At 69.6% G+C, this 26775-nt stretch carries 23 protein-coding genes and 1 riboswitch; of the genes, 13 read left to right on the top strand and 10 right to left on the bottom strand.

Features of this window, described 5'->3' with window-relative positions:
• Nucleotides 1–81 precede the first annotated feature (81 nt).
• Nucleotides 82–1860 carry a M23 family metallopeptidase gene (locus tag ACSMXV_RS25305; protein ID WP_473173528.1) on the top strand — a complete coding sequence of 593 codons (1779 nt, stop codon included), beginning with the start codon at nt 82–84 and terminating at the stop codon, nt 1858–1860.
• A gap of 19 nt (nt 1861–1879) precedes the next feature.
• Here the strand turns inward: ACSMXV_RS25305 and pcrA are convergent, their stop codons facing one another.
• Entirely contained in the window at nt 1880–4342 is a 2463-nt protein-coding gene (gene pcrA, locus ACSMXV_RS25300) for a DNA helicase PcrA (protein ID WP_473173527.1), read from the bottom strand.
• A 314-nt stretch (nt 4343–4656) separates the two neighbouring features.
• Nucleotides 4657–4848: riboswitch (cyclic di-AMP (ydaO/yuaA leader) on the top strand.
• 8 nt (nt 4849–4856) lie between these two features.
• Between pcrA and ACSMXV_RS25295 the strand changes: the two genes are divergently transcribed.
• Nucleotides 4857–6041: a C40 family peptidase gene (locus tag ACSMXV_RS25295; RefSeq protein WP_473173526.1), complete on the top strand. Its 1185-nt coding sequence runs from the start codon at nt 4857–4859 to the stop codon at nt 6039–6041.
• 126 nt (nt 6042–6167) lie between these two features.
• On the opposite strand, the gene ACSMXV_RS25290 is transcribed toward ACSMXV_RS25295, so the two are convergent.
• Nucleotides 6168–6521: a hypothetical protein gene (locus ACSMXV_RS25290; protein ID WP_473173525.1), complete on the bottom strand. Its 354-nt coding sequence runs from the start codon at nt 6519–6521 to the stop codon at nt 6168–6170.
• 370 nt (nt 6522–6891) lie between these two features.
• On the opposite strand from ACSMXV_RS25290, the gene ACSMXV_RS25285 reads away from it, so the two are divergent.
• From ACSMXV_RS25285 to ACSMXV_RS25270, 4 genes are all read left to right on the top strand, one after another.
• Nucleotides 6892–7950, top strand: coding sequence for a C40 family peptidase (locus tag ACSMXV_RS25285; RefSeq protein WP_473173524.1), 1059 nt, complete (start codon nt 6892–6894; stop codon nt 7948–7950).
• A 282-nt stretch (nt 7951–8232) separates the two neighbouring features.
• Entirely contained in the window at nt 8233–8694 is a 462-nt protein-coding gene (locus tag ACSMXV_RS25280) for an SRPBCC family protein (RefSeq protein ID WP_473173523.1), read from the top strand.
• Nucleotides 8695–8795: 101 nt separating this feature from the next.
• Nucleotides 8796–9815 carry a non-homologous end joining protein Ku gene (gene ku / locus ACSMXV_RS25275; protein WP_473173522.1) on the top strand — a complete coding sequence of 340 codons (1020 nt, stop codon included), beginning with the start codon at nt 8796–8798 and terminating at the stop codon, nt 9813–9815.
• Nucleotides 9816–9903: 88 nt separating this feature from the next.
• Entirely contained in the window at nt 9904–10230 is a 327-nt protein-coding gene (locus ACSMXV_RS25270) for a plasmid stabilization protein (protein WP_473173521.1), read from the top strand.
• A gap of 122 nt (nt 10231–10352) precedes the next feature.
• Here the strand turns inward: ACSMXV_RS25270 and ACSMXV_RS25265 are convergent, their stop codons facing one another.
• Both ACSMXV_RS25265 and ACSMXV_RS25260 read right to left on the bottom strand, forming a co-directional pair.
• Complete coding sequence (locus tag ACSMXV_RS25265; RefSeq protein WP_473173520.1) at nt 10353–11078, bottom strand: LuxR C-terminal-related transcriptional regulator; 726 nt, start codon at nt 11076–11078, stop codon at nt 10353–10355.
• Nucleotides 11075–12373, bottom strand: a complete 1299-nt coding sequence (locus ACSMXV_RS25260; protein WP_473173519.1) for an ATP-binding protein — start codon at nt 12371–12373, stop codon at nt 11075–11077. The genes ACSMXV_RS25265 and ACSMXV_RS25260 overlap by 4 nt, the downstream gene beginning before the upstream one ends.
• Nucleotides 12374–12599: 226 nt before the next feature.
• Here ACSMXV_RS25260 and ACSMXV_RS25255 point away from each other — a divergent pair, with 226 nt between their 5' ends.
• Nucleotides 12600–14018 (top strand): PspC domain-containing protein, encoded by a 1419-nt coding sequence (locus ACSMXV_RS25255; RefSeq protein WP_473173518.1) that lies wholly within the window; start codon nt 12600–12602, stop codon nt 14016–14018.
• A complete protein-coding gene (locus ACSMXV_RS25250; RefSeq protein ID WP_181659141.1) occupies nt 14005–14247 on the top strand; it encodes a hypothetical protein in 243 nt (80 codons plus the stop codon). Before ACSMXV_RS25255 ends, ACSMXV_RS25250 begins: the two co-directional genes overlap by 14 nt.
• Before the next feature lie 75 nt (nt 14248–14322).
• On the opposite strand, the gene ACSMXV_RS25245 is transcribed toward ACSMXV_RS25250, so the two are convergent.
• Both ACSMXV_RS25245 and ACSMXV_RS25240 read right to left on the bottom strand, forming a co-directional pair.
• A complete protein-coding gene (locus ACSMXV_RS25245) occupies nt 14323–14853 on the bottom strand; it encodes a DoxX family protein (RefSeq protein WP_473173517.1) in 531 nt (176 codons plus the stop codon).
• Between the two features lie 283 nt (nt 14854–15136).
• Nucleotides 15137–16402, bottom strand: coding sequence for a hypothetical protein (locus ACSMXV_RS25240; protein ID WP_473173516.1), 1266 nt, complete (start codon nt 16400–16402; stop codon nt 15137–15139).
• 251 nt (nt 16403–16653) lie between these two features.
• On the opposite strand from ACSMXV_RS25240, the gene ACSMXV_RS25235 reads away from it, so the two are divergent.
• Nucleotides 16654–17559 carry a DUF4429 domain-containing protein gene (locus ACSMXV_RS25235; protein WP_473173515.1) on the top strand — a complete coding sequence of 302 codons (906 nt, stop codon included), beginning with the start codon at nt 16654–16656 and terminating at the stop codon, nt 17557–17559.
• 54 nt (nt 17560–17613) lie between these two features.
• On the opposite strand, the gene ACSMXV_RS25230 is transcribed toward ACSMXV_RS25235, so the two are convergent.
• Nucleotides 17614–18399, bottom strand: coding sequence for a class II aldolase/adducin family protein (locus ACSMXV_RS25230; protein ID WP_473173514.1), 786 nt, complete (start codon nt 18397–18399; stop codon nt 17614–17616).
• A gap of 267 nt (nt 18400–18666) precedes the next feature.
• Between ACSMXV_RS25230 and ACSMXV_RS25225 the strand changes: the two genes are divergently transcribed.
• Together ACSMXV_RS25225 and ACSMXV_RS25220 are read left to right on the top strand one after the other, a co-directional pair.
• Complete coding sequence (locus ACSMXV_RS25225; protein ID WP_473173513.1) at nt 18667–19308, top strand: hypothetical protein; 642 nt, start codon at nt 18667–18669, stop codon at nt 19306–19308.
• Between the two features lie 77 nt (nt 19309–19385).
• Nucleotides 19386–19868 (top strand): pyridoxamine 5'-phosphate oxidase family protein, encoded by a 483-nt coding sequence (locus tag ACSMXV_RS25220; protein ID WP_181659136.1) that lies wholly within the window; start codon nt 19386–19388, stop codon nt 19866–19868.
• A gap of 83 nt (nt 19869–19951) precedes the next feature.
• Here ACSMXV_RS25220 and guaA read toward each other — a convergent pair whose 3' ends face one another.
• The gene (guaA, locus tag ACSMXV_RS25215) at nt 19952–21532 is read right to left on the bottom strand and encodes a glutamine-hydrolyzing GMP synthase (protein ID WP_473173512.1); all 1581 of its coding nucleotides are present in this window, start codon (nt 21530–21532) and stop codon (nt 19952–19954) included.
• Nucleotides 21533–21932: 400 nt separating this feature from the next.
• On the opposite strand from guaA, the gene ACSMXV_RS25210 reads away from it, so the two are divergent.
• Entirely contained in the window at nt 21933–22220 is a 288-nt protein-coding gene (locus ACSMXV_RS25210; protein WP_473173511.1) for a chorismate mutase, read from the top strand.
• Between the two features lie 471 nt (nt 22221–22691).
• On the opposite strand, the gene ACSMXV_RS25205 is transcribed toward ACSMXV_RS25210, so the two are convergent.
• Entirely contained in the window at nt 22692–23417 is a 726-nt protein-coding gene (locus ACSMXV_RS25205) for a hypothetical protein (protein ID WP_473173510.1), read from the bottom strand.
• 387 nt (nt 23418–23804) lie between these two features.
• Between ACSMXV_RS25205 and ACSMXV_RS25200 the strand changes: the two genes are divergently transcribed.
• On the top strand, nt 23805–24857 hold the full coding sequence (locus ACSMXV_RS25200) for an LAETG motif-containing sortase-dependent surface protein (RefSeq protein WP_473173509.1): 1053 nt from the start codon (nt 23805–23807) through the stop codon (nt 24855–24857).
• Nucleotides 24858–24940: 83 nt separating this feature from the next.
• Here the strand turns inward: ACSMXV_RS25200 and ACSMXV_RS25195 are convergent, their stop codons facing one another.
• A complete protein-coding gene (locus tag ACSMXV_RS25195) occupies nt 24941–26770 on the bottom strand; it encodes a GMC oxidoreductase (RefSeq protein ID WP_473173508.1) in 1830 nt (609 codons plus the stop codon).
• Nucleotides 26771–26775 lie beyond the last annotated feature (5 nt).

The following is a 26775-nucleotide window of genomic DNA, read 5'->3' as shown; positions in this document are numbered from 1 at the left end:
GCCCCTGGGACTGTGTGACTTCAGTGGTTAGCGCCGCGGGTTCAGACCCCAGCTCCTGCTGTCGAGGCGAAAGAGAAGTTGGTGAACGACCGTCACCCGTCGGGGACCGCAACTCCCCCGGCACCGGCCACAGACGCCGACTATGCGCGCTACGACTACGCCTCCTACGAGGGGCAGAGCGCGCAGCACGGCGGCTACACCGGGTACGACGGCTACTCCACCGACACGTTCTCCACGGGCTCCTACGCCACCGGCTCCTACACCAGCCCCGGCTTCGAGACCGATCCGCTCTTCGGCGACCTCCCCGGCGACTCGTACGACAGCGGCCAGTGGTCCGGCCTGGGAGCCGCGGCCGGGGGTGATGCCACCGGCACGTATCAGCACCAGACGGTCGCCCCGCAGGAGACGCTGAACTACGACCCGTATGCGGCGCAGCACCATGCCGCGTACGAGACCGGCAGTTATGACACGACCGGGGTCTGGGCGTCCGCCGGCTACGACCAGCTCGCCGCCCACATCCCCACGCAGGCCACCAGCCCGGATGCCACCGGCACGGGCCAGTGGGATTCGGGAGCATGGGCCGTCGACGGCCAGACCGGTCAGACCGGCCAGTGGGAGACCCACGCAAACCAAGCGTACGACCAACAGGCCTTTGAGCAGCACGATCTCGGACAGAGCGACTTCGGGCAGAGCGATTTCGGGCAGCACGACTTCGGACAGCCGCCGCTCGATACGCAGGCCTTCTCAACAGGGGCCTTCGGAGACCAGAGCTTCGACACGGGCGCGTACGACGCCACCGCATGGAACTCCGACGGCGGCTCGACGGCGTACGAGAGCGTGAACCCGGCCCCTGAGCCGGAGCCGGTCTCGGACCTCGCCCCTGAGCCGGGGCAGGAGTCGTACGAGCAGACGACCGGCGCGTTCGAGCAGGTCTCGTACGAGCAGTACGAGCAACACGACTCCCCCGAAGTCGAGTTCGCTCCCGAGGAGGGCCTCCGGGGCCACGAACGCGACCACGGCGGCGATCACCACGATCGCGATCTTCCCCTCGACGAGGCGACTTCTGAAGAGAAAGCCGCTGAACCGCTGGTCTCCACGGTGTCCTCTTCGGCCCGAGTGCCCCGCGCACGGTCCCGGCGCCGCTCCCCCGCCAAGCGTTCCGCGCTGCTCACCGTGGCCGTGCCATCCGCGTGCGTGATGGGCGTCGCGGGAATCGCGGCCGCCTCCGTGAGCAACCTGGGCAGCGACGACGACACCACGACGACCGCGGCCCCGGACACCAGCTCCGTGAAGCCGTCCGTCGCCAACAACAAGCTGGACACTCAGCTCGAGAACCTCTCCGCTGACGCGGGCGACTTCGCCGACCGGGCGAGCCGCACCCAGGAGCGCATCGACCTCAAGGCCCAGCAGGAGGCCGAGCGGAAGAGGGCTGCCGAGGAAGCGGCGCGCAAAGAGCGGCTCCGCCCGAAGTTCGCCCTGCCGGTGGCACAGCACGGACTCAGCGCCTATTACGGACAGTCGGGCATCAACTGGATGTCCGTGCACAGCGGCATCGACTTCCCCGTCTCCTACGGCACCCCTGTGATGGCCGCGACGGACGGCACCGTACGCGTGGAGTGGAATCCCGCGTACGGCAACATGGCGATCGTGACAGCCAAGGACGGTACCGAGACGTGGTACTGCCATCTCTCCAGCCACAAGATCTCGAGCGGCACCGTCAAGGCCGGTGACGTCATCGCGTACTCCGGGAACTCCGGCAACTCCACCGGGCCGCATCTGCACTTCGAGGTGCGGCCGGGCGGCGGGGCTGCGATAGACCCGCTGCCGTGGCTGCGGAGTCACGGTCTCGACCCGGCTTAGCCCTGGCGGGCTCATATTCCTACAGCTTCTCCACCGGTGCGTATCGCAGCAGCAGGCGCTTCGGCTTGGTGTCGCCGAAGTCGATCGTCGCCTCGGCGTTCGCGCCCGTACCCTTCACGCCGACCACCGTGCCCAGGCCGAACTGGTCGTGCGTGACCCGGTCCCCGACCGCCAGCGAGACCACCGGCTTCTCGGACGCCCGTCGCGTGGCGAACCCCGAGGCCCCGGAGGCCGCGCTGCGCGAGCGCGACGAGGACAGTGAGGCGGCGACACCGGCGGCCGGTCCTGAAGAGACCGGAGCGGTGGATCCCGTCCGCTTCCACTCCACGTGCTGGGCGGGGATCTCCTCCAGGAAGCGCGACGGCGGGTTGTACGCCGGCTGGCCCCAGGCGCTGCGCATCGTGGACCGCGTCAGATAGAGACGCTCCCGCGCGCGTGTGATCCCGACATACGCCAGGCGCCGTTCCTCCTCGAGCTCCTTGGTCTGGCCGAGGGAACGCATGTGCGGGAAGACGCCGTCCTCCATGCCCGTCAGGAAGACGACGGGGAATTCGAGGCCCTTGGCGGTGTGCAGCGTCATGAGCGTGATGACGCCGCTGCCCTCCTCGTCCTCGTCCGGGATCTGGTCGGAGTCGGCGACGAGCGCCACCTGCTCCAGGAAGTCGGACAGCGTGCCCGCCTCGCCCTCGGCCCGCTCCTGCTCGAACTCCAGGGCCACTGCGGCCAGTTCCTGCAGGTTCTCGATGCGTGTCTCGTCCTGGGGGTCGGTGGATGCCTGCAACTCGGCGAGGTAGCCGGTCCGTTCGAGTATGGCTTCGAGGACGGTCGCCGGGCCGACGCCGGACTCCGCGATGGTGTGCAGGTCCTCCATCAGCGTGTTGAACCGCTTGACGGCGTTGGTCGAGCGGGCCGCCATGCCGTACGCCTCGTCGACGCGGCGCAGCGCCTGCGCGAAGCTGATCTTCTCGCGCTGGGCGAGGGCGTCGATCATCGCCTCGGCGCGCTCGCCGATGCCGCGCTTGGGGACGTTCAGGATGCGGCGCAGCGGGACGGAGTCCTCCGGGTTCGACAGCACGCGCAGATACGCGAGGACGTCCCGGACCTCCTTGCGCTCGTAGAAGCGGACGCCGCCGACGACCTTGTACGGCAGGCCGACGCGGATGAAGACTTCCTCGAACACACGGGACTGTGCGTTGGTGCGGTAGAAGACGGCGACATCGCCCGACTTCGCCTCGTCCGCGTCCGTCAGCCGGTCGATCTCGTCGGCGACGAACTGTGCCTCGTCGTGCTCGGTGTCGGCGACATAGCCGGTGATCCGCGCACCCGCGCCGGCGTTCGTCCACAGGTTCTTGGGGCGGCGGCTCTCGTTGCGCTCGATGACGGCGTTTGCGGCGCTCAGGATCGTCTGGCTGGAGCGGTAGTTCTGTTCGAGCAGGATCGTCGTCGCGTCCGGGTAGTCCTCCTCGAACTGGAGGATGTTGCGGATGGTGGCGCCGCGGAAGGCGTAGATCGACTGGTCCGCGTCACCGACGACGCACAACTCGGCCGGCTCCGGGTCGTCGTCCCCTCCGGGCTGTCCCACCAGCTCGCGCACGAGGGCGTACTGGGCGTGGTTCGTGTCCTGGTACTCGTCGACCAGGACGTGCCGGAAGCGCCGCCGGTAGTGCTCGGCGACGTCCGGGAACGCCTGGAGCAGATGGACGGTCGTCATGATCAGGTCGTCGAAGTCCAGCGCGTTCGCCTCGCGCAGCCTCGACTGGTACAGCGCATAGGCCTGGGCGAGGGTCTTCTCGAAACCGTCGGCGGCCTGCGCGGCGAAGGTCTCCTCGTCGATGAGCTCGTTCTTGAGGTTGGAGATCTTGGCGCTGAAGGACTTCGGCGGATAGCGCTTCGGGTCGAGATCGAGATCACGGCAGACCAGCGCCATGAGGCGCTTGGAGTCCGCGGCGTCGTAGATCGAGAAGCTGGAGGTGAAGCCCAGCTTCTTCGACTCGCGGCGCAGGATTCGGACGCACGCGCTGTGGAAGGTCATCACCCACATCGCGCCCGCGCGCGGGCCGACGAGGTGCTCCACGCGCTCCTTCATCTCGCCCGCGGCCTTGTTCGTGAACGTGATCGCCAGGATCTGCCCGGGGTGCACGCCGCGCTCGGCCAGCAGATACGCGATGCGGTGCGTCAGCACGCGCGTCTTGCCGGAGCCGGCGCCGGCCACGATGAGCAGCGGGGAGCCGGAGTGCACGACGGCGGCGCGCTGCTCGTCGTTCAGCCCGTGGAGCAGCTCGGCTGGGTCGATGGCGGGGCGGGGCGCGCCGTCCCGGTAGTACGCGTCACGGGGCGGCGAAGGCACGTCGAACCGGCCCTCGAACAGGTCGTCCGGGATGTCCTCCGGAGCGCTGTCCTCGGGCGGCGGCGGGGGCTCCTCGTCCGCGCGCCGCGCGGGCTGGAGATCGGCCAGGAAGCTGTCGTCAAAGAGGCTGCTCATCGCTCCTCGAGTCTAGGCCGCCGCGCTGACAGTCACTGCCGCCTTGGGAAGTCGGCCGCATCGCCGTCGACAGCGGCGAGAGATCTCGACTCGGAAGCCGAACACTGGCTTGAAAAAGCCAGATAGATCCCTACAGGTGCAGATATCAGCGGTCTTTCTGCTTTGCCTAGAAGCACCCCCTACGACCCCGCCGAATGGTCAAGGTCACGAAAATGTATCGGGCATATCGAACATCAACCTTCACAGCGGCCACACGAGTTGGCTAGCGTGCCCGGCGGGCCGCCCGTACCCCCGCCGGCGAACGACGCCGGGACGGGTTGCCTCCGCCGAGTCCGGTGCGCCCTCACGGCAGCCGGAGCCGGGGACCCACTTTGACCTTGGGGTGAATCGGTCCCGTACCGAGTGCGCGCGACACCCGCGGGCACGAGGCACGGACCGTAGGGCAGCCTTCCGAACCACCCGCCCGAACCCGACAGCTAACCCGGTAGGCGGTCCACGGAAGGAGTCGCCTCTCTTGGCGTCGCACCGCAAGCCGCGGACCACCGGCCAGCTCGTCGCCGGTCTCCGCACGTCCCCCGCGGTCGGCTTCACCGCCGCCGCCCTCACCTCCGTGGCGCTCATGTCACAGACGGCGACCGCCGCGCCCGCCGAACCGAAGCCCAGCCTCGAAGAGGTCCAGAAGAAGGTCGACGACCTCTACCGTCAGGCGGGCGTCGCCACCCAGAAGTACAACGCGGCCCAGGAACGGACCGACGAGCAGCGCAAGCACGTCGACGGGCTGCTCGACGACGTGGCCAAGCGCACCGAGAAGCTGAACGAGGCGCGCCGCGAGCTCGGCTCCTTCGCCGCCGCCCAGTACCGCACCGGGGGCGTCTCCGACACCGCCACGCTGCTGCTCGCCGAGGACCCGCAGGAGTACTTCGACCAGAGCCAGCTCATGAGCCGGCTCACCAACCGGCAGAAGGAAGCGGTCGACGACTACCAGACGCAGCAGATCGAGACGACGAAGAAGCGCGAGGAGGCGACGGAGTCCCTCGCGTCGCTGACCGAGTCGCAGGCGGACCTGAAGGCGAGCAAGCAGGACGTCCAGCAGAAGCTCAGCGAGGCGCGCGAGCTGCTGTCGGAGCTGACCGCAGAGGAGAAGGCGCGGCTCGCCGCGATCGAGAAGGCGAAGGAGGAAGAGGCCAGGCGCAAGGCGGAGGAGCTGGCGCGCCGGCAGGCCGAGGAGGAGCGGCAGCGTCAGGAGGCGCAGGCGCAGGCCGAACAGGAGCAGGCCGAGCAGGAGGCTGCCACCGGTTCCGGGACGGGCACCGGGAGTGACTCCGGCAGCACCGGATCCTCCAGCTACGCCACGATGGCCGCCAAGGTCATCGACTTCGCCGAGGCCCAGATAGGGAAGCCGTACGTGTGGGGGGCCACGGGGCCCGAGTCGTACGACTGCTCAGGGCTCACTCAGGCCGCGTGGAAGACGGCCGGGGTGTCGCTGCCGCGTACCACCTGGGATCAGGTGAAGGTCGGCACGACCGTGTCTGTCGACAATGCCGAGCCGGGGGACCTGGTCTTCTTCTACGACGACATCAGCCACGTCGGGATTTACATCGGGAATGGCGAGATGATCCATGCGCCCAAGCCGGGGGCGAATGTTCGGGTCGAGTCGATTTACTACATGCCGATTCACAGCGTGGTGCGGCCCGCGTAGGTGCGGGGCGTGGGGGCGGGGGCTGCGGGTGCGTCGCGCCGGTTGGGTTCTCCGGGCTTCGCCCCCAGACCCCCGATCGCCCTGACGGGCTCGTCCTCAAACGCCGGACGGGCTATTGCTTGTCGCTCACGTCCAGAGCACCGCGATGAACACGTTCGCCATCGTCAGCAGGCCCACCAGACCGAACGACCTCTTGTCCACCTTCTCCTCGTCGCGCTTCACGTAGACGAGTCCGAGGATCACGATCAGCAGCGCCAGCTTCACGCCGATCTTGATGTTGTCGACGGGCTGGTCGTCGGCCTGGTTGAGGCCGACCAGGATCACTCCCGTGACGAGCATCGTGAGCGCGCCGTGCAGCATCGCCGGGCCGAACCGTGCCGTGCCCTCGCCCATCGCCTTCATCTGGGTCAGAAAGCCGCCCAGAAGCGAGGCGATGCCGATGATGTGCAGGCCGACGAAGAGATGGATGAGTACGTCCATGAGGCCGGAGCCTAACCGGACCACTAGCACCGGCCTCCGGGCAGGGGGGCCACTTCCGGGGCAACGGTCACAGCCGTACGGCAAGGGGGCGGCGGCCTGTCGGCGCCGCGGTCACATACGGGCACCGGGCAGTCCACTCCGGCCAGTTGCGCACATGGCGTCACCGCGGGGTGACGGAGGGGTTTAGCGTGCTTCCCCAGGTGCCCGGCTCCCCACCGCCGCCCGGGCCGAGGGCGGCAGTCGGACACCTCCGCCGAGAAGGTCCGGCGGCGGCGCGCTCCCCCTGTGCGGGCCGCCGCCGGACACCCGTCCCCATGCCGGTTCCTCGGCGGTCGTACGTCGTACGCCCCCCGGAAGGACGTGGACCCCCGTGGCAGCGCACCGGAAGCCCAGACAGCGCTCGCTCAGCGGCCATACGGCCCGCACCGCCACCACCCTCGCACTCGCCGGAGCGGCGACCGCGACGGCCTTCGACGGCGCCGGTCACGCGGCACCGGATCTCACCCCAGCCCAGGTGAAGGCCAAGGTCGACAAGCTCTACCACGAGGCGGAGATCGCCACCGAGAAGTACAACGGCGCGAAGGAGGACGCCGGCGAGACCGAGAAGGGCGTCGACGAGCTGCGCGACGAGGCGGCCCGCAGGATGGAGCAGTTGAACTCCGCGCGCGGTGCGCTGGGTTCGGCGGCGGCTGCGCAGTATCGTTCAGGCGCCGTAGACCCGGGCGTGGAGCTGGCACTCTCCTCCGACCCCGACCAGTACCTGGAGCGCGCGGCGTTGGCGGAGCGCGCCGGTCACCGCCAGGCCGCGGACGTGGCAGGCGTCCAGAAGCAGCTGCAGCAGATCGAGCAGCTCCGCGAGGAGGCCGACGGCCGGCTCGCCGAACTCACGGCCCGCCAGGCCGAACTGAAGCGGCACAAGAAGACCGTGACCACGAAGCTGGCCGAGGCTCAGCAGCTGCTCAACCGCCTCTCCGCGGGCGAGCGCGCCGGGATCTTCGGGGACGGGACGGGGGGCGCGTTCCCCGCCTCCGGTCCCGGAGGACTCGAGGCCTTCCCGGACGGATCGGCCGCAGCCCCCAACTCCCGTGCCGCCGAGGCTGTTTCCTATGCGTTCCGGGCGCTGGGCAGCCCCTACGTGTGGGGTGCCACCGGCCCCAACGCCTTCGACTGCTCCGGCCTCACCCAGGCCGCGTACCGTTCGGCGGGCGTGTCCCTGCCTCGCACGACGTATGCCCAGATCGACGCCGGCCGGCGCATCCCGCGCGCCGAACTGCTCCCGGGCGATCTGGTCTTCTTCTACTCGAGCGTCAGCCACGTCGGCATCTACGTGGGCAACGGCCGGATGATCCACGCCCCTAATCCCAGCGCGCCGGTGCGCGTCGCACCCATCGACGAAATGCCGTTCGCGGGGGCGACGCGGGTGGCGTAGCACCGGGAATGCGGGTGGCATCGCACCGGGGATGCTTGTGCCACTGCGCCCTCGACGCGGGTGGCGTGGCGCCGGCGACATCCGCCGTGCGTGAGCGCCTCCACGCCCTCCACGCCCGCCCCCAGGTCGCGCACCTCACCCAATACGCCCGGTACACATCCACACCAATCGGGACAAGCACAGCCGGTTAGGCCCTCCTCTTAGGGGAAGCCGAATACAGACGATTCCGTTGCTCAGGGGGGATCGCCTGAGCGGTCTCCCGTCGGAAGGAGGAGACACCTCATGAGCACGACCATGGAGTCCGTCGACGTGGACGTCCCGCTGCACACCGCGTACAACCAGTGGACGCAGTTCGAGGAGTTCCCGAATTTCATGGAAGGTGTGGAACAGGTCCAGCAGATCGACGACCGGCACAACCACTGGGTCACGAGCATCGCCGGGGCCCGCAGGGAGTTCGACACGGAGATCGTCGACCAGCTCCCCGACGAACGGGTCGCCTGGCGCACCACCTCCGGCGAGGTGAAGCAGAAGGGCGTCGTGACGTTCCAGCGCCTGGACGACACGCACACCAGGGTCAACCTCGCCCTGGACGTCGAGCCCTCCGGTCTCGCGGAGAAGACCGCCGACATGGCGGGCGTCATCGGCCGCCGGGCCAAGGGCGACCTGAAGCGCTTCAAGCACTTCATCGAGGAGCGCGGCACCGAAACGGGTGCCTGGCGCGGCCGGATCTCTCCGGGCGGCTGACCGCCTCTCCTGAGGGGCTGACCGCCTCTCCTGAGGACACGAGGTCTGGCGACACGATCCGTCGGTCGTGGAACGAACCCGGGATGCGGAGGTGATCCGCGATGGCGCGAGCGATCTGGTCGGGCGTCCTCAGCTTCGGCCTGGTGACGGTCCCCGTATCGCTTTACACGGCCATCGAGGACCACACCACGCACTTCCGCCTGCTGCAGCGCGGCACCTCCGACCGGGTCCGCAACAAGCGTGTCAACCAGCGCACCGGCAAGGAGGTGCGCTTCGAGGACATCGCCAAGGGCTACCCGCTCGGCGACGAGGAGGAGAACGCCGAGTACGTCGTCGTCGAGCGGGAGGAGCTCGACCGGATCGCCCCCGGAAAGTCCCAGCTGGTGGAGATCAGCGGCTTCGTGGACCTGGACGACGTGGAGCCGGTGCACTTCGACAGGACGTACTACCTGGGGCCGCGCGGCGAGGAGTACGCGAAGGTGTACCAGCTGCTGCGTACCGCTCTGGAGAAATCGAACCGCGCCGGGATCGCCACGTTCGTGATGCGCAGCAAGCAGTATCTGACGGCTGTGCGCGCCCAGCCGGACGTACTGGTTCTGCAGACCATGCATTGGGCCGATGAAGTACGCGATCCACACGAGACGGTGCCTGGCCTGCCGGAAAGCGTGGACCTGTCCGGCAAGGAACTGGACATGGCACTCCGCCTCATCGACGGTCTTGCGGTCGACTGGAATCCGGAGGACTACCGGGACACGTACGAGGAAAAGGTCGCGGAACTCGTCGAGGCCAAGCGCCAGGGCGAGGAGATCGCCGTCGCGGAGGAACCGCCCCAGGCCACCAATGTCGTCGACCTGATGCAGGTCCTTCAGGCCAGCATCGACCGTGCGGGGGAAAAGGCCGGCGGCAAGAGGCGTAAGAAGACCGCCCGCGGCACTCCGTCGGCCGCGAAGAAAGCGAAGCCGGAGCCGGAGCCGGAGCCACGACAGGATCTGAGGAATCTGAAGAAGGAAGAACTTTACGAGCGCGCCACGGAAATCGGAGTTCCTGGCCGCTCCCGGATGAACCGCGAAGAGCTCATCGAGGCCTTGAGCAAGGCCACTCGCCGGAAGAAGGCCGCCTGATCCGATCGTGCCGCGCAAACGGGGCCTGAGAACACAACGGGTGTGAGAACGCACAAACACAGCTGAGAGAAACAGACAGGTGAGGATCATGCCAAGAGGATCCAGCCAGAAACGCGAGCGCCAGTACGAGCACATCAAGGAGAGTGCCGAACAGCGTGGAGAGAGCACGGAACGAGCCAAGGAGATCGCGGCCCGCACCGTGAACAAGGAACGCGCACAGTCCGGCGAGTCCCGCACCGCCAGCCGTAGTTCGACCCAGGACAAGTCCGCGTCGAAGCGCGGCGGCGAGAGGTCCCGCTCCGGCTCCCAGGAACCGACGTACGACCAGCTCTACGCCGAAGCCAAGCGGCGCAATATCGACGGGCGCTCCAGCATGAACAAGGCCGAGCTGAAGAGGGCCCTCGGCGGCAGCTGAGTTCGGCAGCTGACTGCGGCAGCCGAGTACGAGCGACGGGTCCCTGGCTCTCCGGAGCCGGGGTCCGGTCCTGCCGGCCCACCGGCCGACCCCCTCGGCCTCGGTGCCTGCCGGACGGTGCGTCAGACCAGCCGCCGCGCCGTGGCCCAGCGGGTCAGTTCGTGCCGGTTGGAGAGCTGGAGCTTGCGCAGCACCGCCGACACGTGCGACTCGACCGTCTTCACGGAGATGAAGAGCTGCTTGGCGATCTCCTTGTACGCATAGCCGCGGGCGATGAGCCGCAGCACCTCGCGCTCGCGCTGGGTGAGACGGTCCAGGTCCTCGTCGACCGGCGGGGCGTCGGTGGACGCGAACGCGTCGAGGACGAAGCCCGCCAGACGCGGCGAGAACACCGCGTCGCCGTCCTGGACGCGGAAGATCGAATCGACCAGGTCCGTGCCCGTGATCGTCTTGGTGACATAGCCCCGTGCACCGCCGCGGATGACACCGATGACGTCCTCGGCGGCGTCCGAGACGGACAGCGCCAGGAACCGGACGGGACGCTCCGCGTCGCCCATCAGGGAAGCACAGCGGCGCAGCACCTCGACGCCCCCGCCACCGGGCAGATGCACGTCGAGCAGCACCACCTCGGGGCGGGTGGCCGTGATGACCGAGACCGCCTGGTCGACGTCGGCGGCCTCGCCGACCACCTCGACCCCGGTGCGCTCGGTCTGGCCGATCTCCGCCTGGACTCCCGTGCGGAACATACGGTGGTCGTCGACCAGGACGACCCGTACGCGACGCCCGCCAGCGCCCTCCGCAGGATCGTTCGTACCGGTCGGCTCGTTCGCCCCCGCCACGTCGCTCATGACGTCCTCTCCGCCCTCTCCATGGTCAGCTCGACCTCGGTGCCGCCGTCCGGCACGGCCCGCAGCCGCGCCGTACCGCCGTTGCGCTGCATACGGCCGATGATCGATTCTCGTACGCCCATCCGGTCCTCGGGGACGGAACCCAGATCGAAACCGGGCCCGCGGTCACGGACCGACACGAAGACGGTCCGGTCCTCGACCTCGGCGTAGACCTGCACCGCGCCGCCCTCGCCACCGTACTTGGCGGCGTTCACCATCGCTTCCCGCGCGGCCTGCATCTGTGCTCCCAGTTTCTCGTCGAGGGGGCAGTCGCCTACGACCACGACCTCGATGGGGACGCCGTGTTTGTCCTCGACCTCGGCGGCATTGCGCCGCACGGCCTCGGCGAGCGTGTCCGGCTCCTCGTCTGCGTCTTCTGCGGACTTGCCGTTGCCCTCCGGCTTGTACAGCCAGGCGCGCAGGTCGCGCTCCTGGGCCCTCGCCAGGCGCCGGACCTCGCCGGCGTTCTCCGCGTTGCGCTGGATCAGCGTCAGCGTGTGCAGGACCGAGTCGTGCACATGCGCGGCGACCTCCGCACGTTCCTGCGCGCGGATACGCATCAGCCGCTCCTCGGACAGGTCCTGGGTCATGCGTACGAGATACGGGCCGGCGAGCAGGGCTATGCCGACCAGGACGGCGAGCGCCGCCTGCAGCACGGAGCCGAGGTGCTCGGCCGATCCCTGCAGTACGAAGATGCCCGTGACTCCGGTGCCGACGAGCAGCACGCCCGCCGCCGAGCGGACCAGGGTCAGGGTGCGGCGGCGCCGGCCGACCTCCATCCAGCGGGCTCGCCGTGCGTTGTCCGCCTGGCGCCAGACCAGGGCCACGCCCGCGCCGACGAGCAGGGCCGGCCACAGGTACGCCTTGGCCGGGCCGCCCAGGTCGACGTTGCCGACGAAGACCATGGCCACGACGACCATGGCGAGCAGCGCGACGATCTGGCCCTTGTCCGGTTTGCGGGCCACGAGTCTGCGGCGGCCGTCAGGAGACGCCTCCGTGGTGACCGCCGGGGGGCGCTCGGCGTCGACGCCGCCGACGCCGAGCGGGACGAAGAACCAGAACGCCGCGTAGAGCAGGGCGCCGAGGCCGTCCGCCATGAACAGTCCTACGAAGACGAGCCGCACCCAGATGACGGGCAGCCCCAGGTGCCCGGCGAGACCCCTGGCCACTCCGCCGAGCCAGCGACCGTCGCTGCTGCGGTAGAGCTTGCGGAGGGGGCGCGCGGTGGGGGTGGGGGCGGCGGCGGCTTCCGGCATGCCACCGATGGTCACACGCCTTGCGGCGCGGGACATCAGGGTTGGACCCCTAAGCTTCCCTGACACGGGCTGCGCCCACGGGAACCTGTGCACAGGCCGTACGCGAGGCACTCGCCGTCGTGGGTTGTGCCCACCCTCCCCCGGGACGGCCCCAGGGGGCAATATCAGGGTTCGGCCAGGGTCCAGCCCGATGCCGTTGTGGGTTGTGGGACGTCACCATGGACGCATGACCGATCAGCAGCGTGCCGCCGCAGATGCCGCGCCCGGGCCGGGCGGCGGCCACGGCGGCCCGCGGGAAGGCGCAGGCGGGCCCCCGGCCGGGGGGCTGTCGGATGCCGCCGCCGCTCAGGACCCCGCCGCGCCGGCACCCCCGACGAAGTTCCGCCGGGACCGTCGGCACAAGATGCTGGGCGGGGTCTGCGCCGGTCTCGGTCGTCAGTGCGACATGGATCCGGTGATCTTCCGGATCGGTCTCGCCGTTCTCGCGGTCACCGGCGGCATCGGCCTCATCTTCTACGGCTTCGCCTGGCTGTTCGTACCCTTCGACGACGAGGAGGAGAACGAGGCGCGCAGGCTGCTGTCGGGCCGCGTGGACGGCCCGGCGCTGACGGCCGTGCTCTGCGCGCTCGTCGGCTGCGGCCTGTTCCTGTCGATGCTGAGCAACGGCGGGCTCCTCACCTTCGCCGCGGTCCTGGCGCTGCTTCTCGCCGGCGCCGGCTACTGGTCGGCGCAGCGCGGCACCGCCGACGCCGACCCCCTCGCCGCACAGGCGGTAGCCGACGCTCCGCCCGAGGCACAGGCGCCTCCGGTCGCCGCCCCCATAACGTCCTGGTGGCGCGATCCGATCGTCAAGGACGGCACACACGTCGGCGGTACGGGCTACTTGTGGGGCCCTCCGGACACAAAGGGCTCCGCCACCGAGCCGAGCACCTCCCGGCAGCCCCACGCGACAAGCACGTACGCAGGGGCCCGCCCACCCCTGCCGAGCGGGCCGCGCGGGCACGGCTCCCAGGGCCCGCGCTGGATCGGCGGCTGGGTGTTCCTGCTGGCACTGGCCGCAGGGGCCGTCGGCACCGGCCTGACCTGGGACGACCACGCCCTCGTCACCAGCCTCCAGACCGGTCTCGCCGCTGCTCTGACCGTGTTCGCGCTGGGCATCACGGTCAGCGCCTTCGTCGGCCGGACAGGGGTCGGGTCGATCCTGCTCGCGGTCGTCACGGCGGGACTCCTGGCGATGTCGGCGGCTCTGCCGAAGGACATCGACACGAACTGGGTGCGTACGGAGTGGGCGCCCGCCACAGTCGCGAAGGTCCAGCCGGTGTACAAGCTGGACACGGGTGTCGGCACCCTCGACCTGAGCCGTGTGGACGTCGGCGAGGGCGAGACGCTCACCACGCGGGCCCAGGTCGGCATGGGCCGCCTCGAGGTCGTCGTCCCGCCGGACACGACGGTGAAACTGCACGTCGAAGTGGGCATCGGCGACATCCAGTTGCCGGGCGAGGCCCAGCAGGACGTGGACATCGCACCGGGCAAGGAGAAAACGGTGACGCTTGATCCTCCGGCAGGCAGCAAGGACGGCGGAACCGTCGACCTGCGGCTCGAAGTAGGCGTCGGACAGGCGGAGGTGGCCCGTGCTGCGTCATGAGTTCCAGCCGGGAAAGCTGGTCGCGGGCGTCTTCCTGCTGGCCGCGGGGGTCGCCTACCTGGGCGACGCGGGCGGCGCCTGGGAGACTCCGTGGTACGCGATCATCCCGATCGTGGCGGTCGGGCTGTTCCTCGCCGCGGTCACCACGGGCACGACCTATGCGGTACGCCGTAGCCGCCGGAACACCACAGGCCCTCGGACCTTGGACGGCCCGCCACCGGCACCCTGAACACCTGATCCCGGGCACCGGCGGCGGAGCGACCGAGCGACCACCCCGAAGCGAAGCGACCGAACGCAGTCCCGCCTACGCGTACTCGGCTCCCCGCCCGCGCCGCCCCCTCATGGCCGCGTCCACCGACAGCACCGACGCGCCCGCGAGCACGAGCGGCAGCCAGGCCATCAGATACGCCAGGTCGTTGCCGTAGTAGAACGGCGTGGTCGCCCAGCTCACCGTCAGCCAGAGGCTGAGGGAGATCAGGGCGCCGCCGAGGGCGGCAAGGCGCGCCAGGAGCCCGAACAGGGTGCCGAGACCGACGGCCAGTTCACCGAGGGCGATGGCGTACCCGAAGCCGACCGGGTTCTTCAGCGCCAGGTCGACGAGCGAGGGGATCGCGGAGACGTCGCGCACGCCGCGCATCATGTCGCCGACCGAGCCCGTTCCCGTCGCGGACATGAAGGCGCTGTCGGTGAGCTTGTCGATGCCCGCGTAGATGAAGGTGAACCCGAGGAAGATCCGCAACGGGACCAGCGCGTAGCGAGTCGCGGTCTCCCGCCAGTCGCTGCGTTCTCCATTGACATAGCTGATGTGACTGTCCGTTCGCATACCGTGCACCATCGCGCTGAGCCGCCTCTCCTGCCCGCCGTCGCTTTACTCTTCAACAGACTTAATACGTACGCCAAGAAGACGTGGTTCACCAGGCATATGACGTATTCGTCGGCAGACCCAACAATTGCGCGGCATCTTCCAGCGATTCGGCGGTATGTCCCCCACGTTCGGCGGTATCGCGGTGCCTCTGCGTACGACGGCGGCGGTCACGGCGCACGCGTGACCCCGACCGGTCCGGGACGCGGAGGACGGCGGCGAAGGCGGCGGAACCGCGCACCCCGCGCTCCCCGTCTCAGTCCACTACGTCAATCGCACACGGGTTCGTCTCGACGCCCGCCGCCGTGATCACCTGCACCTCGACCCGGCCGGGCTCCACATCGACGGAGACCGGCACCGTCAGCACGGTGTCCGTGGGGTTGGTGAAGCCGCCGGGCACCGGGACGAGCGGCACATGAGCGTGCACCGTGCCGATCCGGACGACCATGCGCGCCAGCCGGTCCGCGGTGCCCGCGCCCGGCGGGACGAAGCCGGCGCCGCGGATCTCGATGTCGTCGCCGGTACGGATGGGCGCGTCGAGGTCGCCGGCCTCCCGTGCCCGTACGACCGAGAGGATCACCGGCCGGCCGCCCTCCGCGTACTTGCCGGCGAGATACGTCGCGGCCGAGACGAGCACCAGCAGAGCAAGCCCCCACGGCAGATCGGGCAGCTGTTCGGGGTGGCGCGCGAGCCGTACCGCCGCGAAGATCACGGCGACGGCGCTGACAAGGACGTACTGCGTGTCGGCGAAGCTGCCGCGGCCCGCGTCGTCGGTGAGGAGGTCGGCGGCCCGCGGCCGGTCCGCGCGTACCTTCTGCAGCCGCTGGCCCAGCACGCGCAGCGCCACGACCCGGCGTACGAGGACGGCGACGCCGCACACCACGGCGACGACGGTCACCACCCCGGCGCCTCGGGCGAGTTCGAGCCCGGCGATCAGCTCGTCGCGCTCCCGGTGGCCCGAGGCGGCGGCGAGTTCGCCCGCGAGTACCAGCACGGCGAAGACGACGAACAGCACCCAGCAGGCGGCTACGGCCCGGGAGGTCGACAGCCTGTTGTCCTCGCCGATCACCGGCGCCAGCACGCCTCCGCGCGCTCGGTGGGCATAACCGGCACCGCTCAGCAGACCGGCCACGACGAGCGCCGAGAGCAACCCGGCCGTCCGGGCCGCCGACCACCCGGCGCCGATCGCCGTGACCGCCTGCACCAGCAGCAGCACGGCGACGGCGGCCCAGACGACGACGAGGGTGCGCCGCCACAGCCGCGCCAGCCATGCCTCGCCCTCCGCGCGACTGCGCTCGGCGACGAGGGCCGCGGACTGCGTCAGCTCGTCCGACACCCACTGCCGCGAGGCGCCGGCCGAGTGCGCGACGGCCGCGGGCAGGCCCTGCCCGGCGGCCAACTCGTCACGTTTCGCGAGGAACGCCGCCACAGCCCGACGGTGCCCTTCACGCGCGCCGTGCGGGCAGTCGCCGCAGGCGCAGCCGCCCTCGTGCGAGCCCTGTCTCGCCTCCTGCACCGCCACGACTGCCGCCGCCTTCCCGCGCCGCTTCCTGAGGATCCCGAAGAGGCCGAAGATCCCGTTATGGTTTTCAACCCTGTTACGGGTTTTGATCCCGCTTATTGACTGTGATCCCGTTATGGGATTCTTGTCCGCCGAATCCGCCTGCCGTGTCAGGGAATTGTGCCGCACCTCAACCGTCGCCTTTCCCGCGGGTCAGGTCAGGACGGGTGATTGCGGGGAAGCCGTGTTGACCCGGCTGCGAGAATTTCGGTATGGCCGAGATCATCCAGCGGGACGGGGCATGGGCGTTCGACGGCGCCACCGTCCGGATCACGCCCGGCCTCCACCGCTCCGTATCGCTGTTCCGCCAGACGTACGGGGAGGTGGCGGTGCCGTTGGAAGCCGTGGCGGGCGTCGCCTTCGAGCCGGAACGCAGGCGCGGACGCCTGCGGATCCGGCTGCGCGAGGGCGCCGACCCTCTGCTGCAGGCCACGGGCGGCCGGCTGCCCGACACCGCCGACCCCTACCGGCTGATCGTCGACACGGACCGCTCGGGCGTCGCCGAGTACGTCGCGGAGGAGATCCGCCAGACCCTGCTCCTTGAGCAGATCCCGAAGGAACCCACCACGTCTTATCTGCTGATGGGCCCTCCGGTGCCGGTGTCGGTGCGGTCCAGCGACGGCACGGTCTCGTTCGACGGCACACAGGTCCGTATCGACTGGAGTGACAGCTCGGACCGGGTGAAGCGGGCGACGGGACCGCGCATCCTGGCGCTCGCCGATCTCGTCTCGGTCGAATGGCTGCCCAACTCCGGCTACGAGGACGGCTTCCTGCGGTTCGTCACCCGGGAGACCGCCTTCTCCAAACTGCCGCCGGAGAAGGACCCGTACGCCCTGGACCTGTGGGGCAACGCGCGCCGCGACGTACTCACGGCCCTGGTCGCGACGGCAGTCACGGCCCGGCTGCCGCACCCGTCCACCCGCACCGGTGAGAACGCCGTGCGGGAGTTGCCGCGCCCGGCGGGCCCCCGCGACGCCGCGCCACCACCCGCGCAGACCCCCGTGGACCACGACGTCCTTCTGCGCCGCCTGCGCGAACTGGGCGCACTGCACCGCGAAGGCATATTGACCGACGAGGAGTTCGCCGCCACGAAGCAGGCGGTGCTGCGCGGGTTCTGAGCTGATTTTCTGACGACTCCGGTGACGTCGGCGAGCGGGTGCCGGTGGCTGCTTCTACGGCAGCAGATCGGGTTCCGTGCTGCTGACGGCACGCCACAGCGGCTGGTAGTTGATCCACGCCACCAGATCGCCGCCGAGCTGTTCGCGGGTGGCCAGCGCCTGCTTGTGGTCGATCAGCGTCGGCCGGCCCGCGGCCCTGGCGCTCAGCTGGACCTGGCAGGAGCGCTCCATCGAGATGAACCACCAGGCCGCCGCGTCGACCGAGTCGCCGACCGTCAGCAGCCCGTGGTTGCGCAGGATCACCGCCTTGCGCGAGCCGAGCGCGGACGCGATCCGGCGGCCCTCCTCTGCGTCCACGGCGACGCCCGTGTAATCGTCGTAGAGAGCGTGATCCTCGTAGAAAGCACAGGATTCCTGCGTGATCGGGTCGAGGAGTTCGCGCAGCGTCGACAGTGCGCGCCCGTACACCGAGTGGCAGTGGGCGACGGCGACCGCGTCGGGGCGGGCGGCGTGCACCTGCGCGTGGACGGTGAACGCCGCCTGGTTGACGTGGTATCGGCCCTCGACGACCTGCCCCTCGGAGTTGGCGAGGACGAGATCGCCCGCGGTGATGTGCTGGAACGGCACCCCGAAGGGGTTCACCCAGAAGCAGTCCGTGTACTCGGGGTCCCGCGCGGTGATGTGCCCGGACACCCCGTCCTCGTATCCGAGCCGCCCGAACACCCGCAGGGCGCCTGCCAGCCGTTCCTTGCGGTACTGCCGCTCATCGGCGACCGACTCGTGCACCGGTGGCATCGCGAACCGCAGCTGCTCGGTGGGGATCGGCGTCGGCGCCTGCATATGTCCTCCAGCCCTGGAAGTGCGGACCTTCACCGGTCCCGCCGTGCGTACTGAGTGGTACGGAGTCGTACGGAGCGGAAGTTACCGCCGGTCAGCGCAGGAAGACAGGGCACGGATGTGAAGAGACCGCATGCACAACCGTCACGGGTGCTGACGAGTCTCGCTGTATGTCCCCTGTCCGCCCGGTCCGGTCCAGTGCGTCCTGTCCATCCAGTACGTCCTGTCCGTACCACCGGACAACGCACCGCCCCCATCAGAAAGACCACCATGAGCATCGCCGAGCGCCAGATCTCCGCCCTCCTCCGGCAAGTCGCGTCCCAGGACGTCGTCGAACTCATCCATCCGTTCGCGGAGTGGAAGACGTTCGGCGCGCTCGTCCACATCGCCGAGTGCTACGGCTTCCGGTACGCGGAGGTCCGCCATGTGGGCCGACAGAAGGAGATCCGGATCTTCCTGGTCCGTGACACGAGTCCCGCGGCCCAGCAGCGGGCTGCGGCCACCGCGGCCGCGTATCCGCAGGCGGGTGGTGGCGGCCCCGTCCCGGGCATGCACCCGGGCACCCTCGTACCGCTGCCCGAGGCACAGGCGGACGTGGATCTGGTCACGACGCTCATCCGGTACGACGCCGCCGGCTCGGCCGTCAACCGCAAGCAGCTGATGACGATGGCCTGGGGCAGTGCCGGCCTCTTCCTGCTGCTGGCACTGCTGACCGGCAAGTTCGCCGTGCTGCTGCCGCTCGCCGTGCTGACGCCCGTGTTCCTGCTGGGCAGCCTCCGGATCGGCACGGCCCGCCGCGAGAAGCTGGGGCAGCGGCTGGCGGCCGCGGGATGCACGCCGGTCCGCGACGAGTACGGCCGGGACCGCTTCGTACGCCCTGGCCCCGGCCAGCAGTCCGGGTACGCCACCTGATACATGGGCAGCGACACCAATGGCATCGGCGCGGCAAGACGACAGAAGGTGTCGGCTTTCCGCGCCAGACTGGCCGTATGACGTCGCAGTCGAATAACTGGGCAGCCTTCTCGGCAGCCGAACCCGAACTCGCCAGAACCGTCGAAGACCGCTTCGGAAAGTTCACGCATCACATCCTTGCGACCCTTCGCAAGGACGGTTCGCCCCGCACCACCGGGCTCGAGGTCCGATTTCTGCACGGCGAGCTGTGGTTCGGCATGATGCCGGACTCCCTCAAGGCGCTCGATCTCAGGCGCGATCCGCGCTTCTCGCTCCAGGCGAACCCCGGGGCGGGTACGCACATGGCGGGCGGTGACGTCCGGATCTCCGGCCGCGCGATCGAGGTCGAGGACCCGGAGACCGTGGCTCTCTATGCGGGCGAGGTCAAGCCGCCGGAACCGTTCCATCTCTTCCGCACCGAGGTGACGGAGGTGGTGCGGACGTATGTCGAGGACGAGAAGTACCTGGTCGTGGAGGTGTGGAAGCCGGGCGATGCGGTACGCACGGTCAAGCGGACCTGAGGCACGTAGGCACAGGACCCAGCCACGTACGCGAACGGCGCCGCCCACGGATCTGGGCGGCGCCGTTCGTCACTCTGGGGAGGTCACTCCCACTCGATCGTCCCCGGCGGCTTGCTCGTCACGTCGAGCACGACGCGGTTGACGTCCTTGACCTCGTTGGTGATCCGGGTCGAGATCCTGGCCAGTACGTCGTACGGCAGGCGCGACCAGTCGGCCGTCATCGCGTCCTCGGACGAGACGGGCCGCAGCACGATCGGGTGGCCGTAGGTACGGCCGTCACCCTGGACGCCGACGCTGCGGACGTCCGCGAGCAGCACGACCGGGCACTGCCAGATGTCGCGGTCGAGGCCGGCCGCGGTGAGCTCCTCGCGGGCGATGGCGTCGGCCTCGCGCAGCAGGTCCAGGCGCTCCTTGGTGACCTCGCCGACGATACGGATACCGAGGCCGGGGCCCGGGAACGGCTGACGCTGGACGATCTCGTCCGGCAGACCCAGCTCGGCGCCGACCATCCGGACCTCGTCCTTGAACAGCTTGCGCAGCGGCTCGACGAGCTTGAACTCGAGGTCCTCGGGCAGGCCGCCCACGTTGTGGTGGGACTTGATGTTCGCGGTGCCAGTGCCGCCGCCGGACTCGACGACGTCCGGGTAGAGCGTGCCCTGCACGAGGAACTCGACCGGCTGGTCGTCGGGGGCCTCGGCGATGATCTCGGCCTGGGCCTGCTCGAAGACCCGGATGAACTCGCGGCCGATGATCTTCCGCTTCTCCTCGGGGTCCGAGACGCCCTGGAGCGCGTCGAGGAACCGCTCCTCCGCGTCGACGACCTTGAGCTGCACGCCCGTGGCCGCGACGAAGTCCTTCTCGACCTGCTCGGTCTCGTCCTTGCGCATCAGGCCGTGGTCGACGTACACGCAGGTCAGCTGGGAGCCGATGGCCTTCTGCACGAGCGCGGCCGCGACCGCGGAGTCGACGCCGCCGGACAGACCGCAGATCGCGCGCTTGGTGCCGACCTGGGCGCGGATGGACTCGACCTGCTCCTCGATGACGTTGCCCGTGGTCCACGACGGCTTCAGGCCCGCGCCGCGGTAGAGGAAGTGCTCGAGAACCTGCTGGCCGTGCGTGGAGTGCATCACCTCGGGGTGGTACTGCACGCCGTACAGCTTCTTCTCGTCGTTCTCGAAGGCCGCGACCGGCACGACGTCCGTGGACGCGGTGACCGTGAAGCCCTCGGGCGCCGCGGAGCAGGCGTCACCGTGCGACATCCACACCGCCTGCTCGGACGGGGTGCCCTCGAAGAGGGTCGAGCCGGGGCGGGACACGGCCAGCTGCGTACGGCCGTACTCACGGGCGCCCGTGTTGTCGACCACGCCACCCAGCGAGGTGGCCATCAGCTGGAAGCCGTAGCACATGCCGAAGACGGGGACGCCGGCCTCGAACAGCGCGCGCTCGACCGTGGGCGCGCCCTCCTCGTACACCGACGACGGACCGCCGGAGAGGATGATCGCCGCGGGGTTCTTGGCGAGCATCTCCTCGACCGGCATGGTGCTCGGCACGATCTCGCTGTAGACCCGGGCCTCACGGACGCGACGGGCGATGAGCTGGGCGTACTGCGCACCGAAGTCGACGACCAGGACGGTGTCGGGGGCGGCGGGGGACGCTGATGGCACGGCGGCGGCCTTCCGGCGTTGAGCAGGCGGATCTGCGTGAGCAGAGGTGTCTGGCATCAGCCCGGGCTGCGTGCGGCAGGGGGTCTGATATGTCGATTCTACCGGGGCGCGCACCCTCGCCTTCGTCCCTGCTCGGTCTCCGCCTTCGTCTCACCATCCGAACCCGCGTGGACGCTGTCCGCGCCGCGGGCCATACTGCTCCCATGCGCAAGCACCAGACCTTCGTCTTTACCTATGGCAACCGGCCCACCGGCTGCCATGGTCGTGCTGCTTGAGCAACTGACAAGCGACTTCCCAGGCGCCCCGGGCCGACAAGGCCCGGGGCGCTCTGTCGTTACGGGCCCTGCCGCTCCGGGGCACCACCCCCGACCAGGGGACCACCCGAAAAGGAGCCACCGAGATGACCACCACCTCCGCGGAGAAGACCGGCGCCCGTACCGACGAGGCGGCCGACGTGATCACCGGCGCGCGCGAGCGCATCGACGCACTCGACGACAGGATCATCGGCCTGGTCCAGGAACGGATGGCCGTCTCGGCCGTGATCCAGGACGCCCGGATCACATCCGGCGGACGCCGTGTGAACCTTTCCCGCGAGATGGAGGTCCTCGGCCGCTACAGGGACGCACTGGGCAAGCCCGGCACGTCGCTGGCCATGACGCTGCTGGAGCTGTGCCGGGGCCGTATCTGAGCGGCCGCCTGCATCACGATCTGAGCGGCCGCCTGCATCACAGCCGCGCGGCCGGGCACGTGCCACGACAGCACGCGCCCGGCAGCAGGCGCACCACCTGACGGTCACGGGCGCACGCGTGACGGTCGCAGGCGTGCTCGCTCGTACCGGCCGCGGGCGCACCCGTGCCGGTCGCAGGCGTACAGCCGCGCACACGTTCGCATCCGCTCTCACCCATACGGCGCGTGACCGGGCTTTCGCAGGCTTCGTTGGTCCGAGTGTCCGTGCCAGCCAGGGGCGGCTCGTTGGAGAACCACGCGTGGCTCCGCTGGAGCGATGAGGCGTACGGATCGTGCTGTGCGTCGTGGGACCTCGCTCCAGACATGTGACCGGACGGCAGGGGACAGCAGCCCGGTCGACAAAGGGCCGGCCGGCTCCGGGGACGCCCGGGGCCGGCCGGTCTCTCTATTTGCGGTCAGCCTGCTTGTGCGCTCAGCCGGCGACCTTCTCCAGCTTGGCGAGCTGGGCGTCGATGACCTCCGCGGGAACCTTGGTCTTGTCGGCGTCGAGCATGTTCATCGCGTAGAACGCCACGACGGTCGGGCCGCTGCGGACGACGGTGAAGGCCATCGGCACGGTGTCGCCGTCTATGTCGCCCGTGACCTTGTACGCGACGGCCTCGTCGCCCGCGTCGGGGGTGTCCAGCACCTTCACACCGCTGTACTCGTAGTCGGCGTGCTCGTATCCGGTGCACTTCTCGGCGGCCGTGCGCAGCCCCGCCATGATCTTCTCGGCGTCGGCCTGCTCGTGCGCGAGCAGGGCGAGCGAGGTGACCGTGGCGTCGAGCTCGTCGGGGCCGGTGAGAGTACGGCCGATACGGGCCTGCGCCTTCGGCTGGGTGCTGAACATGAACATGTCCGCGAGCGGCTGGCACTCGGCCGGGTCGGCGGGCACGATCTCGGACGGCATGTCCGCACCGGACATCTTGTCGATCTTGTAGCCCTTGAGCTCGGCGCTGGTGACGACGGCCTTGTCCAGCTGCGCGGCGGTCAGCGCCTTTGCCCCGGCCTCCGCGGCCGCGGTCTCCTTGCTCTGAGAGGTCTCCTTCGACGACGCCTTGGCGTCGTCCCCGCCACTGTTCCCGCCGCACGCGGCGGTCAGGCCCAGAGCGGCCACCACGGACGCGGCCACGAGGGCCCGCTGCGCAGCTGACTTCACGTCTTGTTCTCCACCTTCATGTCTCACGGCCCGAAAGGCCGTCCGCACGGAAACCCGAATCCGTCCGCGGAAGCGCCATCCAAGCCCCCGACAAGCCCGTTTTGCCAGCGATTCACGTAACGATCCAAGATCGCGGAAATGGTTGTACGGGCTTGATCACGGCAACACAACGAACCCACAGACGACTCACAGGCCCAGGCCCGGAACCAGCTCGACCCCATGTGACCCAAGCCACATGAGAAATCCCTGAGAGCGGGCACAACCATTCCCAGGGACCACAGGTCACATGTGCGGAACCAACGGCCACATCCGCGTCCCCCCATGAGGCGGAGGCCTCCTCACTTCGTACTGCGGTGCCGCAGTACGCCGGACTTCACCGAGGTCTTCATGAAGCTTCGCCGTGCCCTGGCCGCTGCGGCCGCGACGGCTGTCATAGCCCCGATCGCGCTGCTGTCGGCGCCGGCCGCGTTCGCGGACGACACCACGACCACGACGACGGAGAGCAGCTCGCCTTCGGCGACCGAGAGCACTCCGGCCACCGAAGCGAGCAGCCCCTCGGCCACCGAGAGCACCCCGGCCACCGAAGCGAGCAGCCCCTCGGCCACCGAGAGCACCCCGGCCACCGAAGCGAGCAGCCCCTCGGCCACCGAGAGCACCCCGGCCACCGGTGAGAGCAGCGCGTCCTCCTCGCCGAGCGAGTCCGCGTCGCCGAGCGCCGAGCCGAGCGAGTGGCCCGACGACTGCCCCGTCGACGAGGACGGTGTCGACGTCGACTCCCAGCTGGAGCTGTCCGTCGCGGGCCTGCCCGGCAAGATCGTCGCGGGCAGCGGCTGGCACAAGTTCACGCTGACCGCCGCCAACAAGAGCGACAAGGCTCTCGGCACCGTCCAGTGGCTCGCGGCCGTGGACAACTGGTCGGAGAGCGACAACGAGAAGGACTGGCTGAGCACCTACGCCCAGCTCGAGTACTTCAACCCCGCGAGCAAGACCTGGGAGTCGATCGCCGACGAGGTCGGCAACGGCTGGTACTTCGGCGAGACCTCGCTGGGTGCCAAGGAGATCGTCGCCATCAAGCTGCGCGTCAACATCAGCGCGAAGGCGCCTGCCGGCGACGGCTTCACCATCGGCCTCGGCGGCTACGTGGACGAGGAGAAGAACTGCGTCCACAGCTCGTTCGCGTTCTACGAGTTCACCGTCCTCCCGGCCGGCAGCGACAACGACGACCCGGGCAAGGCCAAGCCGGGCAAGGGCGACAAGCCGGAGAGCGGCAAGGAGCCGCAGGGCGGCGCCGACAAGATCCCGGCCACCGGCAACCTCGCCGAGACCGGTTCCTCCTCGATGCTGCCCACCATCGCCCTCGTCGGCGGTGTCGCGGTCGTCGGCGGTGCCGGTGCGGTCTTCGTCGTCCGGCGTCGTAAGAGCGAGGGCGCTGCCGCGTAAGGCACAGCCCAAGCCCCGTAAACGGAAAGGGACCCGCGCTCGGAGGGGAGCACGGGTCCTTTTCGCGTAACGCCGATGAGGCGTTACGGCTTCTTCGGCGGCACCGCCGGCATACCCAGGAACGGCAGCTTCAGCGCGCCGAACGCGTCCGCCGGGACGACCGGGGCCTTCGGCGCGACGGCCGGGAGCCGCTCGTACGCGGTGCCCTGGGCCGGGCGCGGGTCCTCCTCGCCCTTGTTCGGCCAGAAGGACATGGCCCGTTCGGCCTGCGCGGTGATCGTCAGGGACGGGTTGACGCCCAGGTTCGCCGAGACCGCGGCGCCGTCGACGACCGAGATGCCCGGGTGGCCGTAGACCCGGTGGTACGGGTCGATCACGCCGGACTCGGGCGAGTCCCCGATCGGACAGCCGCCCAGGAAGTGGGCCGTCAGCGGAGTGCCCATCAGCTCGCCGATGTTGGAGCCGGCGAAGCCGTTGATCTCCTCGGCGAGGAGGCTCGCGGCCTGCGTGGCCTCGGGGATCTGCTCCGGGTTCGGGGCGCCGTGACCCTGGCGGGCGGTGAGCAGCCCCTTGCCGATGCCCTTCGGCTTGCGGTACGTGGTCAGGGAGTTGTCCAGCGATTGCATGACCAGGCCGATGATGGTCCGCTCCGACCAGCGCCGGTTGGACAACTGGCGCACCGCGAGCAACGGGTGGCGGGCCAGGTTCGCAAGCCATCCCCGCACCCGCGCGCCCGGCCGGTAGGGCACCTGCAGGGTCGTCAGGCCGCCCATCGCGTTCGAGCCCTTGCCGTAGCGGACCGGCTCGATGTGCGTGTTCTCGTCGGGGTGTATCGAGGACGTGATCGCCACGCCCTTGGTGAAGTCGGCCTTGGCGACGCCATGCTTCTTGCGGTAGCGGCGGTTGTCCGTCTGGGCGCCCACCAGCGCCTCGGAGTTGGTACGGGTCAGGGTGCCGAGCCGGTCCGAGAGATACGGCAGCTGTCCGCCGTCCTTCATCCGGTGCAGGAGCGTCTGCGTCCCGTACGTACCGGCTGCGATGACGACCTTGCGGGCCCGATACGTCCGGCCCTCGCCCTTGCGCTTGTCGTCCGTGGGCAGCGTGGCGACGGCGAAGCCGGCCCCCGAGTCCTCGGTGACGGAGACGACCGTCGTCATGGGGTGGACGACCGCGCCGGCCTTCTCGGCGAGATAGAGATAGTTCTCGTTGAGGGTGTTCTTCGCGCCGTGGCGGCAGCCCGTCATGCACTCGCCGCACTCGGTGCAGGCGTTGCGGGACGGTCCGACGCCGCCGAAGTACGGGTCGGCGACCTCCCGGCCCGGTTCCGCCCTGACCGCCTCCGAACCGTCGGCGTCCTTGCCGTCGCCGAAGAAGACACCGACCGGTGCCATATGGAAGGAGTCCCCGACGCCCATGGCCTCCGCGGTCGCCTTCAGATGGACGTCAGAGGGCGTCATCGTCGGGTTGAGCCGCACTCCGAGCATGCGCTCGGCCTGGTCGTAGTAGGGCTTCAGCTCCTCCTGCCAGTCCGTGATGTCCTTCCACTGCGGGTCGTTGAAGAACGCCGCCGGCGGTACGTAGAGCGTGTTGGCGTAGTTCAGCGAGCCGCCGCCGACCCCCGCGCCCGCCAGCACCATCACATTGCCGAGCAGATGGATGCGCTGGATGCCGTAGAGGCCGAGCGGCGGGGCCCACAGGTAGTTCTTGAGGTCCCAGGAGTTGCGCGGCAGGGTCTCGCGCGTGAAGCGGCGGCCCGCCTCCAGGACGCCGACGCGGTACCCCTTCTCGGTCAGCCGCAGCGCGGACACCGAGCCGCCGAAGCCGGAGCCGATGACGATGACGTCGTAGTCGTAGTCGTAGGCATCGTCGTGGCCGTCACTGCCCCGGACTTGGGCAGAGTCCTCCTGTGACACTGGCT

The organism is Streptomyces sp. DSM 42067 (assembly GCF_055792885.1).
The sequence above is the reverse complement of the archived record's forward strand: the minus strand, read 5'-3'. Positions and strand labels throughout refer to the sequence as shown.